At 67.4% G+C, this 14471-nt stretch carries 14 protein-coding genes and 3 tRNA genes; 15 read left to right on the top strand and 2 right to left on the bottom strand.

Features of this window, described 5'->3' with window-relative positions; translation table 11 throughout:
* Nucleotides 1–9: 9 nt before the first annotated feature.
* The 6 genes from IF67_RS0115745 to IF67_RS0115770 all read left to right on the top strand — a co-directional run bounded on the left by IF67_RS0115745 (nucleotide 10) and on the right by IF67_RS0115770 (nucleotide 2545).
* A tRNA-Thr gene (locus IF67_RS0115745) sits at nucleotides 10–82 on the top strand.
* 47 nt (nucleotides 83–129) lie between these two features.
* Nucleotides 130–202: transfer RNA gene (locus tag IF67_RS0115750), tRNA-Met, on the top strand.
* An 89-nt stretch (nucleotides 203–291) separates the two neighbouring features.
* Nucleotides 292–456, top strand: a complete 165-nt coding sequence (gene rpmG / locus IF67_RS0115755; protein WP_030986111.1) for a 50S ribosomal protein L33 — start codon at nucleotides 292–294, stop codon at nucleotides 454–456.
* Between the two features lie 83 nt (nucleotides 457–539).
* Nucleotides 540–992, top strand: a complete 453-nt coding sequence (locus IF67_RS0115760) for a MaoC family dehydratase N-terminal domain-containing protein (RefSeq protein WP_030986112.1) — start codon at nucleotides 540–542, stop codon at nucleotides 990–992.
* 1 nt (nucleotide 993) lies between these two features.
* Entirely contained in the window at nucleotides 994–1428 is a 435-nt protein-coding gene (locus tag IF67_RS0115765; protein WP_030986114.1) for a MaoC family dehydratase, read from the top strand.
* Nucleotides 1429–1489: 61 nt separating this feature from the next.
* Nucleotides 1490–2545: a UDP-N-acetylmuramate dehydrogenase gene (locus tag IF67_RS0115770; RefSeq protein WP_030986115.1), complete on the top strand. Its 1056-nt coding sequence runs from the start codon at nucleotides 1490–1492 to the stop codon at nucleotides 2543–2545.
* 40 nt (nucleotides 2546–2585) lie between these two features.
* Here IF67_RS0115770 and IF67_RS0115775 read toward each other — a convergent pair whose 3' ends face one another.
* Together IF67_RS0115775 and IF67_RS0115780 are read right to left on the bottom strand one after the other, a co-directional pair.
* Nucleotides 2586–3629 (bottom strand): adenosine deaminase, encoded by a 1044-nt coding sequence (locus tag IF67_RS0115775; protein ID WP_030986117.1) that lies wholly within the window; start codon nucleotides 3627–3629, stop codon nucleotides 2586–2588.
* Between the two features lie 139 nt (nucleotides 3630–3768).
* Nucleotides 3769–5004: a pyridoxal phosphate-dependent aminotransferase gene (locus IF67_RS0115780; RefSeq protein ID WP_030986118.1), complete on the bottom strand. Its 1236-nt coding sequence runs from the start codon at nucleotides 5002–5004 to the stop codon at nucleotides 3769–3771.
* Nucleotides 5005–5187: 183 nt separating this feature from the next.
* Here IF67_RS0115780 and IF67_RS0115785 point away from each other — a divergent pair.
* From IF67_RS0115785 to rpoB, 9 genes are all read left to right on the top strand, one after another.
* Nucleotides 5188–5260: transfer RNA gene (locus IF67_RS0115785), tRNA-Trp, on the top strand.
* 107 nt (nucleotides 5261–5367) lie between these two features.
* Nucleotides 5368–5664: a preprotein translocase subunit SecE gene (gene secE / locus IF67_RS0115790; RefSeq protein ID WP_030986119.1), complete on the top strand. Its 297-nt coding sequence runs from the start codon at nucleotides 5368–5370 to the stop codon at nucleotides 5662–5664.
* Nucleotides 5665–5737: 73 nt separating this feature from the next.
* Nucleotides 5738–6604, top strand: coding sequence for a transcription termination/antitermination protein NusG (nusG, locus tag IF67_RS0115795; RefSeq protein WP_030986121.1), 867 nt, complete (start codon nucleotides 5738–5740; stop codon nucleotides 6602–6604).
* A 168-nt stretch (nucleotides 6605–6772) separates the two neighbouring features.
* Nucleotides 6773–7207: a 50S ribosomal protein L11 gene (gene rplK / locus IF67_RS0115800; protein ID WP_030074757.1), complete on the top strand. Its 435-nt coding sequence runs from the start codon at nucleotides 6773–6775 to the stop codon at nucleotides 7205–7207.
* A gap of 82 nt (nucleotides 7208–7289) precedes the next feature.
* Nucleotides 7290–8006, top strand: coding sequence for a 50S ribosomal protein L1 (rplA, locus tag IF67_RS0115805; RefSeq protein ID WP_030074759.1), 717 nt, complete (start codon nucleotides 7290–7292; stop codon nucleotides 8004–8006).
* Between the two features lie 149 nt (nucleotides 8007–8155).
* Nucleotides 8156–9001 (top strand): hypothetical protein, encoded by an 846-nt coding sequence (locus IF67_RS0115810; protein ID WP_063754354.1) that lies wholly within the window; start codon nucleotides 8156–8158, stop codon nucleotides 8999–9001.
* A 312-nt stretch (nucleotides 9002–9313) separates the two neighbouring features.
* Nucleotides 9314–9865 carry a 50S ribosomal protein L10 gene (gene rplJ / locus IF67_RS0115815; RefSeq protein ID WP_030986126.1) on the top strand — a complete coding sequence of 184 codons (552 nt, stop codon included), beginning with the start codon at nucleotides 9314–9316 and terminating at the stop codon, nucleotides 9863–9865.
* Nucleotides 9866–9949: 84 nt separating this feature from the next.
* The gene (rplL, locus tag IF67_RS0115820) at nucleotides 9950–10333 is read left to right on the top strand and encodes a 50S ribosomal protein L7/L12 (RefSeq protein WP_030986128.1); all 384 of its coding nucleotides are present in this window, start codon (nucleotides 9950–9952) and stop codon (nucleotides 10331–10333) included.
* Between the two features lie 619 nt (nucleotides 10334–10952).
* Nucleotides 10953–14438 (top strand): DNA-directed RNA polymerase subunit beta, encoded by a 3486-nt coding sequence (gene rpoB / locus IF67_RS0115825; protein WP_030074767.1) that lies wholly within the window; start codon nucleotides 10953–10955, stop codon nucleotides 14436–14438.
* The last annotated feature ends 33 nt before the right edge of the window (nucleotides 14439–14471 follow it).

Below are 14471 nucleotides of genomic sequence, written 5' to 3' on the forward strand. Positions count from 1 at the left end.
TCATCGCTCGCCCCAATAGCTCAGTCGGCAGAGCGTCTCCATGGTAAGGAGAAGGTCTACGGTTCGATTCCGTATTGGGGCTCTGATGTGTGAGGTACCTCGTCTTCGGGCGAGGGACTCTTGCATCACAGCGGTGTAGCTCAGTCGGTAGAGCAAGCGGCTCATAATCGCTGTGTCACCGGTTCAAGTCCGGTCACCGCTACTGACAGTAGCCGATTGTGGGGTCGGTCCTCCGATCGGCTACTCTTTTATGCGTTAATCCGACCACCCGTCCGTCCAAGGAGCACTCACGTGGCTGCCACCGACGTCCGCCCGAAGATCACGCTGGCCTGCGTGGAGTGCAAGGAGCGGAACTACATCACCAAGAAGAACCGGCGTAATGACCCGGACCGTCTTGAGATGAAGAAGCACTGCCCCCGTTGCAAGTCGCACACCGCGCACCGCGAGACGCGATAACACAGGCTAGTCCGTGAGGCCGTCCCCATTCGTGGGGGCGGCCTCACGGCGTTATCACCATCAGTACAGGGAGGTTGCGAGCCATGGCGCTCGACCAGTCTTTTGTCGGACGCACGTACCCGCCCACCGACCCGTACGAGGTCGGCCGGGAAAAGATCCGCGAATTCGCCGAGGCGATCGGTGACACCAACCCCGCCTACACGGATGCCGAAGCGGCCAAGGCACTCGGGCACTCCGACGTGATCGCGCCGCCGACTTTTGTGTTTGCGATCACTTTCAAGGCCGCGGGGCAGGTCGTCGAGGATCCGCAACTGGGTCTGGACTACAGCCGGGTGGTGCACGGCGACCAGAAGTTCGCCTACACCCGGCCGGTGCGCAGCGGGGACCGACTGAGCGTCACCTCCACCATCGAGGCCATCAAGACCATGGCGGGCAACGACATCATCGATATCCGCGGCGAGGTGCACGACGAGGCGGGCGAGCACGTCGTGACCGCCTTCACCAAGCTGGTGGCCCGCGCCGCGCAGGAGGCCTGAGATGACCGCCAAGATTTCCTACGACGAGGTCGAGGTCGGCACGGAACTCCCGGCGCAGACCTTCCCCGTGAGCCGCGCCAGGCTCGTCCAGTACGCGGGCGCCTCCGGTGACTTCAACCCGATCCACTGGAACGAGAAGTTCGCCAAGGAGGTCGGACTGCCGGACGTCATCGCCCACGGCATGTTCACCATGGCCGAGGCGATCCGCGTGGTCACCGACTGGGCCGGCGACCCCGGCGCGGTCGCCGAGTACGGCGTGCGCTTCACCAAGCCCGTCATCGTCCCCAACGACGAGACCGGTGCGCTGATCGAGGTCAGCGCCAAGGTCGCCGCCAAGCTGGACGACGACGACCGTACGGTCCGCGTCGACCTCACCGCGATCAGCGCAGGCCAGAAGGTGCTGGGCATGTCCCGCGCCGTGGTCCGCCTCGCCTGAGCCGCTCCTTTCGGGGGCGGCCGGCCGAGCGTTGCCGGACCGTCCCCGTACCCTTGGGCGCGTGCAGGAACTCCACGACGCGCCCCTCGCCCCGCTGACCACCTTCCGCCTCGGCGGCCCGGCAACCCGCCTCGTCACGGCCACCACCGACGACGAGGTCATCGCGGCGGTCCGCGCGGCCGAAGAGGCCGGGACCCCGCTGCTGATCATCGGCGGCGGCAGCAATCTCGTCATCGGCGACAAGGGCTTCGACGGCACGGCCCTGCGCATCGCCACCCGCGGCTTCGCGCTCGACGGCACGGACCTCACGCTCGCCGCGGGCGAGAACTGGTCCGACGCGGTCGCCCGTACGGTCGAGGCCGGACTGGCCGGTGTGGAGTGCCTGGCCGGCATCCCCGGCTCGGCGGGTGCCACCCCGATCCAGAACGTGGGCGCGTACGGCCAGGAGGTCTCCGCCACGATCACCGAGGTCGTCGCCTACGACCGCCGCGCGGGTGAGACCGTCACGCTCCCCAACGAGGAGTGCGGCTTCTCCTACCGCCACAGCCGCTTCAAGCAGCATCCCGACCGGTTCGTGGTGCTGCGGGTGCGCTTCGCCCTGGAGGACGCCGGTGGCCTCTCCGCGCCCCTGAAGTACCCCGAGACCGCCCGCGCCCTCGGCGTCGAGGCAGGAGACCGGGTCCCGGCCGCCATCGCCAGGGAGACCGTTCTGGCGCTGCGCGCCGGCAAGGGCATGGTGCTCGACCCCGCGGACCACGACACCTGGTCGGCCGGCTCCTTCTTCACCAACCCGATCCTCACCGAGGCCGAGCACGACGCCTTCCTCCGACGCGTCCAGGACCGCCTCGGCCCCGACGTCGCCCCGCCCGCCTTCCCGGCCGGCGAGGGCCTGGTGAAGACCTCGGCGGCCTGGCTCATCGACCGGGCAGGCTTCACCAAGGGCTACGGCAGCGGCCCGGCCCGCATCTCCACCAAGCACACCCTCGCGCTCACCAACCGCGGCAAGGCCACTACCGAGGACCTGCTCGCACTGGCCCGTGAGGTCCGCGACGGCGTCCACGCGGCCTTCGGCGTCACGCTCGTCAACGAACCCGTCACGGTCGGCGTCAGCCTCTAGGCGGTCCGGACGACACGCCCCGGACGGCCCCTGGGCGGCCCTACGAGGCCAGCCAGGCGTCGATCTCCGTCATCAGCCGCTGCTGCTCGTCCTGCGGGGCGCGCGAGCCGCGGACCGACTGCCGGGCCAGCTCGGCCAGTTCGGCGTCCGTGAAGCCGTGCGCGGTGCGGGCGATCTCGTACTGCGCGGCCAGCCGCGAGCCGAACAGCAGCGGATCGTCCGCACCCAGCGCCATCGGCACGCCCGCGTCGAAGAGCGTCCGCAGCGGTACGTCCTCCGGCTTCTCGTAGACCCCCAGCGCCACATTCGACGCCGGGCACACCTCGCAGGTCACCCCGCGCGAGGCCAGCCGGCTCAGCAGCACCGGGTCCTCCGCGGCCCGTACGCCGTGCCCCACCCGGCCGGCGTGCAGATCGTCCAGGCAGTCCCGGACGCTCGCCGGGCCCGACAGCTCACCGCCGTGCGGCGCCGCCAGCAGGCCGCCCTCCCGGGCGATGGCGAAGGCACGGTCGAAGTCCCGCGCGAAACCCCGGCGTTCGTCGTTGGAGAGCCCGAAACCGACCACGCCCCGGTCGGCGTAGCGCACCGCCAGACGCGCCAGCGTGCGGGCGTCCAACGGGTGCTTCATACGGTTCGCGGCGACCACGACGCGGATGCCGAGCCCGGTGTCACGGGAGGCGCTGTGCACCGCGTCCAGGATGATCTCCAGGGCCGGGATCAGCCCGCCCAGCCTCGGTGCGTACGAGGTCGGGTCGACCTGGATCTCCAGCCAGCGCGATCCGTCGCGGACGTCCTCCTCGGCGGCCTCGTGCACCAGCCGCCGGATGTCTTCGGGTTCCCGCAGGCACGACCGTGCGATGTCGTAGAGCCGCTGGAAGCGGAACCAGCCGCGCTCGTCCGTGGCTCTCAGCTGGGGCGGCTCCCCGCTCCGCAGCGCCTCCGGCAGATGGACGCCGTACTTGTCGGCGAGCTCCAGCAGGGTCGTGGACCGCATCGACCCGGTGAAGTGCAGGTGCAGATGGGCCTTCGGCAATCGGCGCAGGTCTCGAAGTGCGGCTCCGCCGCGGGCACGAACGCTCTCCATCCCAAGATCTTGCCGTATCCGGCGGTACGCCGGTAGGGCCTTTCCCGAAGGGGTGTCCGGGAGAACGCACGAGCGGGCGCCCGGAAGGCTCCGGACGCCCGCTGCGTGGCCACTTCCGAATTTTCGGAAGTGACCTTGATCACTTGGCCTCGGCCAGCAGCTTCTGGAGGCGCGACACGCCCTCGACCAGGTCCTCGTCGCCCAGCGCGTAGGAAAGCCGCAGGTAGCCGGGGGTGCCGAAGGCCTCGCCCGGGACGACGGCGACCTCCGCCTCCTCCAGGATCAGCTCGGCCAGCTCGACGCTGCTCTGCGGGCGCTTGCCGCGGATCTCCTTGCCAAGGAGCTCCTTGACCGACGGGTACGCATAGAACGCGCCCTCCGGCTCCGGGCACAGCACGCCGTCGATCTCGTTGAGCATCCGCACGATCGTGCGACGGCGGCGGTCGAAGGCGACCTTCATCTCCTCGACGGCCGTCAGATCGCCGGAGACCGCCGCGATGGCCGCGACCTGCGCGACGTTGGAGACATTGGACGTGGCGTGCGACTGGAGGTTCGCGGCGGCCTTGATGACGTCCTTGGGGCCGATCGCCCAGCCCACCCGCCAGCCGGTCATCGCGTACGTCTTCGCCACTCCGTTGACGATGATGCACTTGTCGCGCAGCTCGGGCACGACCACCGGCAGCGACGAGAACTCGGCGTCGCCGTAGACCAGGTGCTCGTAGATCTCGTCGGTGAGCACCCACAGGCCGTGCTCGGCGGCCCAGCGGCCCACCGCCTCGACCTGCTCACGGGTGTAGACCGCACCGGTCGGGTTCGACGGCGACACGAAGAGCAGCACCTTGGTGCGGTCCGTACGGGCCGCCTCCAGCTGCTCGACGCTCACGCGGTAGCCGGTGGTCTCGTCGGCGACCACATCGACCGGCACACCGCCCGCGAGCCGGATCGACTCGGGGTAGGTGGTCCAGTACGGCGCCGGGACGATGACCTCGTCGCCCGGGTCGAGGATCGCCGCGAACGCCTCGTAGATGGCCTGCTTGCCCCCATTCGTCACCAGGACGTTCGCCGCCTCGATCTCGTAGCCGGAGTCGCGCAGCGTCTTCGCGGCGATCGCGGTCTTGAGCTCGGGGAGACCGCCGGCCGGGGTGTAGCGGTGGTACTTCGGGTTGCGGCAGGCCTCGATCGCCGCCTCGACGATGTAGTCGGGCGTGGGGAAGTCGGGCTCACCGGCGCCGAAGCCGATCACCGGGCGTCCGGCGGCCTTGAGTGCCTTCGCCTTGGCGTCGACGGCAAGAGTCGCGGACTCGGAGATCGAACCGACGCGGGCCGAAACCCGGCGGTCGGTGGGGGACGATGCGGAAGGGGTTGCAGCGCTCATATATGCATCGTTGCAGACCTCCGAGGAGCCCGGTACACGGGTTTGCGGGCACCACCCGGGAGGATCCTGTTCGACGCCCGGCCCCGAAGCACGTACACTCGCTGACCGTTGGCTCCTAACAGGTCGCCGCGGCGCACGCACTTAGTGCAGTCGACCGCATGCGGTAGGTTGGGGGAACCACAAAGGGTCGTAGCTCAATTGGTAGAGCACTGGTCTCCAAAACCAGCGGTTGGGGGTTCAAGTCCCTCCGGCCCTGCTACACGCACTCTCCACCGCAGTGCGTGCACGCGTACGTATGAAATGCACCGCCGTGCGGCTCAACCGGGCGCGGCACGGCCACGACCCGGATTCAGGTGAGGACGAGTGACGGACGCCCTGGGCTCCATCGACATGCCTGAGCGCGGTCGCTCCGAGGACGAAGCGGCGGAATCCCAGAAGAAGCCCCGCCGCGGCGGTAAGCGCGGCAAGAAGGGCCCCTTCGCGCGGCTCGCGCTCTTCTACCGCCAGGTCGTGGCGGAACTCCGCAAGGTCGTCTGGCCCACGCGTAACCAGCTGTCGACGTACACCAGCGTGGTGATCGTCTTCGTTGTCATCATCATCGGTCTCGTAACCGTGATTGACTTGGGAATCAACCGAGTCGTCGGGTACGTCTTCGGCTGATCCCGCGGAGGGCGCCTCAGCGGGCGCCCCTTTCGCATGTTCAACCCCTTGAAGCCAGGAAGAAGCAGCCACCGTGTCTGACCCGAACCTGAACGACGCCGCCGACTCCGCCGAGACGGCAGCGGCCGACGTTGACGCGGCGGCCTCGGCCGAGGTCGAGGGCGACGACACCGCGCTTGAGATCGTCGAGGCCGTCGACGAGGTCGATGAGCTCGACGCCGAGGACGCTGCCGCCGGCGAGCCCGCCGAAGAGGCCGCGGTACACGTCGACGAGGATGCCGAGGCCGCCGCAGAGGTCGCCGAGGACGAGGAGCAGGAGCCGGTCGACCCGGTGGCCGCCCTCCGTGACGAGCTCCGTGGCCTGCCCGGCGAGTGGTACGTCATCCACACCTACGCCGGCTACGAGAACCGCGTGAAGACCAACCTCGAGCAGCGTGCCGTCTCGCTGAACGTCGAGGACTTCATCTTCCAGGCCGAGGTGCCGCAGGAAGAGGTCGCCCAGATCAAGAACGGCGAGCGCAAGACCATCCGCCAGAACAAGCTCCCGGGCTACGTGCTCGTGCGCATGGATCTGACGAACGAGTCCTGGGGCGTCGTCCGCAACACCCCGGGCGTCACCGGCTTCGTCGGCAACGCCTACGACCCCTACCCGCTGACGCTGGACGAGATCGTCAAGATGCTCGCCCCGGAGGCCGAGGAGAGGGCCGCCAAGGAGGCCGCCGCGGCCGAGGGCAAGCCGGCGCCGTCCCGCAAGGTCGAGGTCCAGGTGCTGGACTTCGAGGTGGGCGACTCCGTCACCGTCACCGACGGCCCGTTCGCGACGCTGCAGGCGACGATCAACGAGATCAACGCCGACTCGAAGAAGGTCAAGGGCCTCGTCGAGATCTTCGGCCGCGAGACCCCGGTCGAGCTCAGCTTCGACCAGATCCAGAAGAACTAGGTTCTTCCGGACCACCAGCCAAATCGACCAGGTCAGACGGGCTCACAGCCGGTCTGACCTGCTCGGTTTTTGGCCGCGCGACTATACCCGTTATCGTTGTGCGGTATGCCTCCATCCGGATGACCGGATGGTTCGGCGAAACACCTCTCACTAGGACCCGGAGAGAGCATGCCTCCCAAGAAGAAGAAGGTCACGGGGCTTATCAAGCTCCAGATCAGCGCCGGCGCCGCAAACCCGGCTCCGCCGGTCGGCCCCGCGCTGGGCCAGCACGGCGTCAACATCATGGAGTTCTGCAAGGCCTACAACGCCGCGACCGAGTCGCAGCGTGGCATGGTCGTGCCGGTGGAGATCACGGTCTACGAGGACCGCTCCTTCACCTTCATCACCAAGACCCCGCCGGCCGCCAAGCTCATCCTGAAGGCCGCGGGCGTGGAGAAGGGCTCCGGCGAGCCGCACAAGACCAAGGTCGCCAAGATCACGCGCGACCAGGTCCGTGACATCGCCACCACCAAGATGCCCGACCTGAACGCCAACGACCTGGACGCCGCCGAGAAGATCATCGCCGGCACCGCCCGTTCCATGGGCATCACGGTCGAGGGCTGATCCCCAGCCCCACTGGCACCACCGTGGCAGGACCAGGCGCTGGTCCGCACCACGACTCCACCCCACTGCATCAGGAGCAGAAGTGAAGCGCAGCAAGACTCTTCGCACCGCGGACGCGAAGATCGACCGGGAGCGTGTGTACGCCCCCCTCGAGGCCGTCCGTCTCGCCAAGGACACCACCTCCGTGAAGTTCGACGCGACCGTCGAGGTTGCCATGCGTCTGGGCGTCGACCCGCGCAAGGCCGACCAGATGGTCCGTGGCACCGTGAACCTCCCGCACGGCACCGGTAAGACCGCCCGGGTCCTGGTCTTCGCGACCGGTGACCGTGCTGCGGCCGCGGAAGCCGCCGGCGCCGACATCGTCGGCTCGGACGAACTGATCGACGAGGTCTCCAAGGGCCGTCTGGACTTCGACGCCGTCGTCGCCACCCCGGACCTCATGGGCAAGGTCGGCCGCCTCGGCCGCGTGCTCGGTCCGCGTGGTCTGATGCCGAACCCGAAGACCGGCACCGTCACCCCGGATGTCGCCAAGGCTGTCACCGACATCAAGGGCGGCAAGATCGAGTTCCGCGTGGACAAGCACGCGAACCTCCACTTCATCATCGGCAAGGTCTCCTTCGACGAGACCAAGCTGGTGGAGAACTACGCCGCGGCGCTCGAGGAGATCAACCGCCTCAAGCCGTCCGCCGCCAAGGGCCGCTACATCAAGAAGGCCACCATCACCACCACGATGGGCCCTGGCATCCCGCTGGACGCCAACCGCACCCGCAACCTCCTCGTCGAGGACGAGGCCGTCTGATCTCCCTGATCGACGCCTCGTAGCGCGTGATTCATGCGTCAGGCCCCGTTTCTCCCTGTGGAGAGACGGGGCCTGACGCATGTGCGGTCAGTGGCCTGCACTACAGTCGCCCCCGAGGTCCATAAAGAAGATTTAAGGGGGAGCCTCAAGTGCGTAGCACGCGTATAGCCGCCGCCGTGGCGGGAGCCGTGATTCTGGTGGGCGGCCTGAGCGCCTGTAACGACGGCGGCAAGTCGTCCGGTGGCGGGAGCAGCAGCAGCGGCGGGAGCAGGGACGCGGCGGGCGGGAGCGCGGCGGACGCGCTGAAGGCGGCCCAGTCGGCGACCGAGGGCAAGAAGTCCGCGAAGATCGACGGCACCACGACCACGACCACCCCCAACGGCCAGGTGAAGCAGGCCAGCAAGGGCGGGCTGGACTGGTCGCAGGGCATGCGGATGAACGTGGAGAACACGATGTCCGGCGGGGGGAGCCCCGGTAAGCCGATCAAGGCGATCTACACCCAGGACGCCGTGTACATGAACATGGGTGCGTCCATGCCGGGTGCGGGCGGCAAGCCCTGGATGAAGTACACGTACGCCACCCTGTCGAAGCAGCTGGGCGGCTCCGGCACCCTGTTCCAGGACGTGCTCCAGAACGCCAACCCGAGCCAGCCGATCGAGCTGCTGCTCGCCTCGGGCACGGCCAAGGCCGTCGGCAAGGAGGACGTCAACGGCGCCCAGGCGACGCACTACAGCGGCACCGTCACGATGGACCAGCTGAGCGGCAAGCTCAGCAAGGACCTCCGCGACATGCTCCGCAAGCAGCTCGAGAAGGGCGGCGCGAAGAGCGAGCAGCTCGACGTCTGGATCGACTCCAACAACCTGCTGGTCAAGAAGGTGGAGAAGATCGGCGGCAAGCAGCCCAGCGACTCCACCGCGCTCTTCACGGACTACGGCACCAAGGTCGACGTGGCCCCGCCGCCGGCGAGCCAGACGGCGACCGCGCCCGGCGCCTGACCGGCGCCGCTGAGCCTGTGACGGCGTGAGCGGGGGCGCTCCGATGCCCCCGCTCACGCCGATTTGCGTAAGCGCATCCCGCTCCCGTATCTTTTCCCGGAAGCCAAAGACCGCTGGTTGTCTCTGCGCGTCCGGTCCCGGACGTGTGGTGGCCGAAGGATCCGCTAGCTGCGGACGGCCTGCGCAGGTGTGTATGGATGAACTCCCGGAACTCCGTTCCGGTCGAGTACGCCCCGTGCGCCTGCGCCGGGGCGTTTGTTTTGCCCAGCCCCTTCTGCGCGGTCCTCATCACCCGGAAGGAGGCCGAGGCTCATGGCGACGTCTGACAAGAACGCAGCCGTTGCGGAGATCACTGAGAAGCTCCGTGACTCCAACGCAGCTGTTGTGACTTCTTACACCGGACTGACTGTGGCGCAGCTCAAGGAGCTGCGTCGTTCTCTCGGCGAGAACGCTCAGTACCGTGTGGTGAAGAACACGCTGACCAAGATCGCGGCCAAGGAGGCCGGGATTCAGCTGGACGAGCACCTCAAGGGCTCGACCGCTGTTGCCTTCGTGACCGGTGACCCGGTCACGGCGGCGAAGGGTCTTCGTGACTTCGCCAAGGAGAACCCCGCTCTCGTCATCAAGGGCGGTGTCCTTGAAGGCAAGGCGCTGTCCGCCGACGAGATCAAGAAGCTTGCGGACCTCGAGTCCCGTGAGGTTCTGCTCGCCAAGCTGGCGGGTGGCATGAAGGCGTCCACGGCCAAGGCCGCGGCGACCTTCCAGGCCCCGCTCACGAAGTTCGCCCGCACCGCGGACGCGCTTCGCAGCAAGGTCGAGCAGGGCGGTGCCGGTACGCCGGCTCCCGCCGAGGCTGCCGAGTAACCACTCGGACGCCCAGCGGGCCCGTAGTACGCCCGCCAGACATGTACATCCGGCACCAGCCGAATTAGTGGAAGGACCGCCACCATGGCGAAGCTCAGCCAGGAAGACCTGCTCGCGCAGTTCGAGGGCATGACCCTCATCGAGCTCTCCGAGTTCGTGAAGGCGTTCGAGGACAAGTTCGACGTCGAGGCTGCTGCCCCGGTCGCCGTTGCCGCCGCCGGCGTCCCCGGCGCCCCGGCCGCCGAGGTCGAGGAGCAGGACGAGTTCGACGTCATCCTCACCGGTGCGGGCGACAAGAAGATCCAGGTCATCAAGGTCGTGCGTGAGCTGACCTCCCTGGGCCTGAAGGAGGCCAAGGACCTCGTCGACGGCACCCCGAAGCCCGTCCTCGAGAAGGTCGCCAAGGACGCCGCGGAGAAGGCTGCCGAGTCCCTCAAGGGCGCCGGCGCCTCCGTCGAGGTCAAGTGACCCACTGAGTCTCTGACTCACGTCCACGGCGCCTGAGGCGCTTCGGACACCAGCCAAGGGCGATCACCCATGCGGGTGGTCGCCCTTCGGCGTGCTCGTCACAGCTGCATTGTCTCGCGCCTGCGTGCGAGTATGGTGATCTTCGTTGCCCGGACGTGCCCCCATGTGACGATCTCCCAGAGGTGGGGGGCCTTGACGAACCGGACGCGGCGCGCAATTCTCGGGACGCGACGCAGAAGCGATCCAGGGTTCGAGGCATGGATCGCGGACGAAGAGGGAAGCATCGGTGTGCGCCACTGGCGCAGGGCTTTCGGCAGGCGCAGGGCATTGAGACGAACAACGAGGGCTTCCTCCGGTGCGGAGGGCATGACCTCCCGGAGGGAGAAGATCGGTATCACGGTGCTGAACCGGTCTCCGGAACCTCGCTCTGGACATCAGTGTGCCAAGTGGCTACACTGACCCTTTGCGCTGCCTGTTAGCTGCTCCCTGCCCGTCACCAGGGGCATACCCGAGCCCGAGCAAAGCTGAATGATCTGCCCTGACCTGGGCTTTCCCTCAGTCTGCTCGATTCGGGACCGGTACGCGCGTAGTGAGTCCGAGCCCTCGGAAGGACCCCCTCTTGGCCGCCTCGCGCAACGCCTCGACTGCCAATACGAACAACGGCGACAGCACCGCCCCGCTGCGCATCTCTTTTGCGAAGATCAAGGAGCCCCTCGGGGTTCCGAACCTCCTTGCGCTGCAGACCGAAAGCTTCGACTGGCTGCTCGGCAATGCCGCATGGAAGGGTCGCGTCGAGGCTGCGCTGGAGAGTGGGCAGGAAGTCCCCACCAAGTCCGGTCTTGAAGAGATCTTCGAAGAGATCTCCCCGATCGAAGACTTCTCCGGGTCGATGTCGCTGACGTTCCGCGACCACCGCTTCGAGCCCCCGAAGAACTCCATCGACGAGTGCAAGGAGCGCGACTTCACGTACGCCGCTCCGCTCTTCGTCACCGCCGAGTTCACCAACAACGAGACCGGCGAGATCAAGTCCCAGACGGTCTTCATGGGCGACTTCCCGCTCATGACGAACAAGGGCACCTTCTGCATCAACGGCACCGAGCGTGTCGTCGTTTCGCAGCTGGTCCGCTCGCCGGGCGTGTACTTCGACAGCTCCATCGACAAGACGTCCGACAAGGACATCTTCTCCGCCAAGATCATCCCGTCCCGGGGTGCCTGGCTGGAGATGGAGATCGACAAGCGCGACATGGTCGGTGTGCGCATCGACCGTAAGCGCAAGCAGTCCGTGACCGTTCTGCTCAAGGCTCTCGGTTGGACGACCGAGCAGATCCTCGAGGAGTTCGGCGAGTACGAGTCCATGCGCGCCACCCTGGAGAAGGACCACACCCAGGGCCAGGACGACGCGCTGCTCGACATCTACCGCAAGCTGCGTCCGGGCGAGCCGCCGACCCGTGAGGCCGCGCAGACGCTGCTCGAGAACCTCTACTTCAACCCCAAGCGCTACGACCTCGCCAAGGTCGGCCGCTACAAGGTCAACAAGAAGCTCGGCGGCGACGAGCCGCTCGACGCGGGTGTGCTGACCACCGATGACGTCATCGCGACGATCAAGTACCTGGTCAAGCTGCACGCCGGCGAGACCGAGACGATGGGTGAGTCCGGCCGTTCGATCGTCGTCGAGACCGACGACATCGACCACTTCGGCAACCGTCGTCTGCGCAACGTCGGCGAGCTCATCCAGAACCAGGTCCGTACGGGTCTGGCTCGTATGGAGCGCGTCGTGCGTGAGCGCATGACCACCCAGGACGTCGAGGCGATCACGCCGCAGACCCTGATCAACATCCGGCCGGTCGTCGCCTCCATCAAGGAGTTCTTCGGCACCAGCCAGCTGTCGCAGTTCATGGACCAGACCAACCCGCTGTCGGGTCTGACCCACAAGCGCCGCCTGTCGGCGCTGGGCCCGGGTGGTCTCTCCCGTGAGCGGGCCGGCCTGGACGTCCGTGACGTGCACCCCTCGCACTACGGCCGCATGTGCCCGATTGAGACCCCTGAAGGTCCCAACATCGGTCTGATCGGTTCGCTCGCGTCGTACGGCCGGGTCAACGTCTTCGGCTTCATCGAGACGCCGTACCGCAAGGTCGTCGACGGCCAGGTCACGGAGGAGGTGGACTACCTCACCGCTGATGAGGAGGACCGCTTCCTGATCGCCCAGGCCAACGCGAAGCTCTCCGAGGACATGCGGTTCTCCGAGCAGCGTGTCCTGGTCCGCCGTCGTGGCGGCGAGGTCGACCTCGTCCCCGCCGACGAGGTGGACTTCATGGACGTCTCGCCGCGCCAGATGGTGTCGGCTGCGACCGCCATGATCCCGTTCCTCGAGCACGACGACGCCAACCGCGCGCTCATGGGATCGAACATGATGCGCCAGGCCGTTCCGCTGATCAAGGCGGAGTCGCCGCTGGTCGGCACCGGCATGGAGTACCGCTGTGCGGTCGACGCCGGTGACGTCATCAAGGCGGAGAAGGACGGTGTGGTCCAGGAGGTCTCCGCGGACTACATCACCGTCGCCAACGACGACGGCACGTACACCACGTACCGCGTCGCCAAGTTCACCCGCTCCAACCAGGGCACCTCCTTCAACCAGAAGGTCGTCGTGGACGAGGGCGCGCGGGTCATCGAGGGCCAGGTCCTCGCCGACGGTCCGTCCACGGACGAAGGCGAGATGGCGCTCGGCAAGAACCTGCTCGTGGCGTTCATGCCGTGGGAGGGCCACAACTACGAGGACGCGATCATCCTGTCGCAGCGCCTCGTGCAGGACGACGTCCTCTCCTCGATCCACATCGAGGAGCACGAGGTCGACGCCCGTGACACCAAGCTGGGCCCCGAGGAGATCACCCGGGACATCCCGAACGTCTCCGAGGAGGTCCTCTCCGACCTCGACGAGCGCGGCATCATCCGTATCGGTGCCGAGGTCGTCGCCGGCGACATCCTCGTCGGCAAGGTCACGCCCAAGGGTGAGACCGAGCTGACCCCCGAGGAGCGCCTGCTCCGCGCGATCTTCGGTGAGAAGGCGCGCGAGGTGCGCGACACCTCGCTGAAGGTGCCGCACGGTGAGATCGGCAAGGTCATCGGCGTCCGCGTCTTCGACCGCGAAGAGGGCGACGAGCTTCCCCCGGGCGTGAACCAGCTGGTCCGCGTCTATGTCGCCCAGAAGCGCAAGATCACCGACGGTGACAAGCTCGCCGGCCGTCACGGCAACAAGGGCGTCATCTCGAAGATCCTGCCGGTCGAGGACATGCCGTTCCTCGAGGACGGCACCCCGGTCGACATCATCCTCAACCCGCTGGGTGTCCCGTCCCGAATGAACCCGGGACAGGTCCTGGAGATCCACCTCGGCTGGCTCGCCAGCCAGGGCTGGAAGGTCGAGGGTGTCGAGGAGGAGTGGAAGAAGCGTCTCCACTCGATCTCCGCCGACGAGGTCGCCCCCGGCTCCAACGTCGCCACCCCGGTGTTCGACGGTGCGCGCGAGGACGAGATCTCCGGTCTCTTCGAGTCGACGATCCCCAACCGCGACGGCGAGCGGATGGTCAAGGGCTCCGGCAAGGCGCGGCTGTTCGACGGCCGCTCCGGTGAGCCGTTCCCGGACCCGATCTCGATCGGGTACATGTACATCCTCAAGCTGCACCACCTGGTCGACGACAAGCTGCACGCACGGTCGACCGGTCCGTACTCGATGATCACCCAGCAGCCGCTGGGTGGTAAGGCTCAGTTCGGTGGCCAGCGCTTCGGTGAGATGGAGGTGTGGGCGCTGGAGGCATACGGCGCCGCATACGCCCTCCAGGAGCTGCTGACGATCAAGTCCGACGACGTGACCGGCCGCGTGAAGGTCTACGAGGCCATCGTCAAGGGCGAGAACATCCCCGAGCCCGGCATTCCCGAGTCCTTCAAGGTGCTCATCAAGGAAATGCAGTCCCTGTGCCTCAACGTGGAGGTGCTGTCCTCGGACGGCATGTCCATCGAGATGCGCGACACCGACGAGGACGTCTTCCGCGCGGCGGAGGAGCTCGGCATCGACCTGTCCCGGCGCGAGCCGAGCAGCGTCGAAGAGGTCTGACGGGAGTCTGACGGAGCCCAGCCCGCTGGGCTC

The sequence above is a fragment of the Streptomyces sp. NRRL S-1813 genome, assembly GCF_000719605.1.
Taxonomy (GTDB): Bacteria; Actinomycetota; Actinomycetes; order Streptomycetales; family Streptomycetaceae; genus Streptomyces; species Streptomyces decoyicus.

Excerpts from the sequence above, each read along its gene's own strand:
- IF67_RS0115760 (WP_030986112.1), top strand. The coding sequence starts at position 540 with ATGGCGCTCGACCAGTCTTTTGTCGGACGCACGTACCCGCCCACCGAC.
- IF67_RS0115765 (WP_030986114.1), top strand. The coding sequence starts at position 994 with ATGACCGCCAAGATTTCCTACGACGAGGTCGAGGTCGGCACGGAACTC.
- IF67_RS0115775 (WP_030986117.1), bottom strand. The coding sequence starts at position 3,629 with ATGGAGAGCGTTCGTGCCCGCGGCGGAGCCGCACTTCGAGACCTGCGC.
- IF67_RS0115780 (WP_030986118.1), bottom strand. The coding sequence starts at position 5,004 with ATGAGCGCTGCAACCCCTTCCGCATCGTCCCCCACCGACCGCCGGGTT.
- rplK (WP_030074757.1), top strand. The coding sequence starts at position 6,773 with ATGCCTCCCAAGAAGAAGAAGGTCACGGGGCTTATCAAGCTCCAGATC.
- rplJ (WP_030986126.1), top strand. The coding sequence starts at position 9,314 with ATGGCGACGTCTGACAAGAACGCAGCCGTTGCGGAGATCACTGAGAAG.
- rplL (WP_030986128.1), top strand. The coding sequence starts at position 9,950 with ATGGCGAAGCTCAGCCAGGAAGACCTGCTCGCGCAGTTCGAGGGCATG.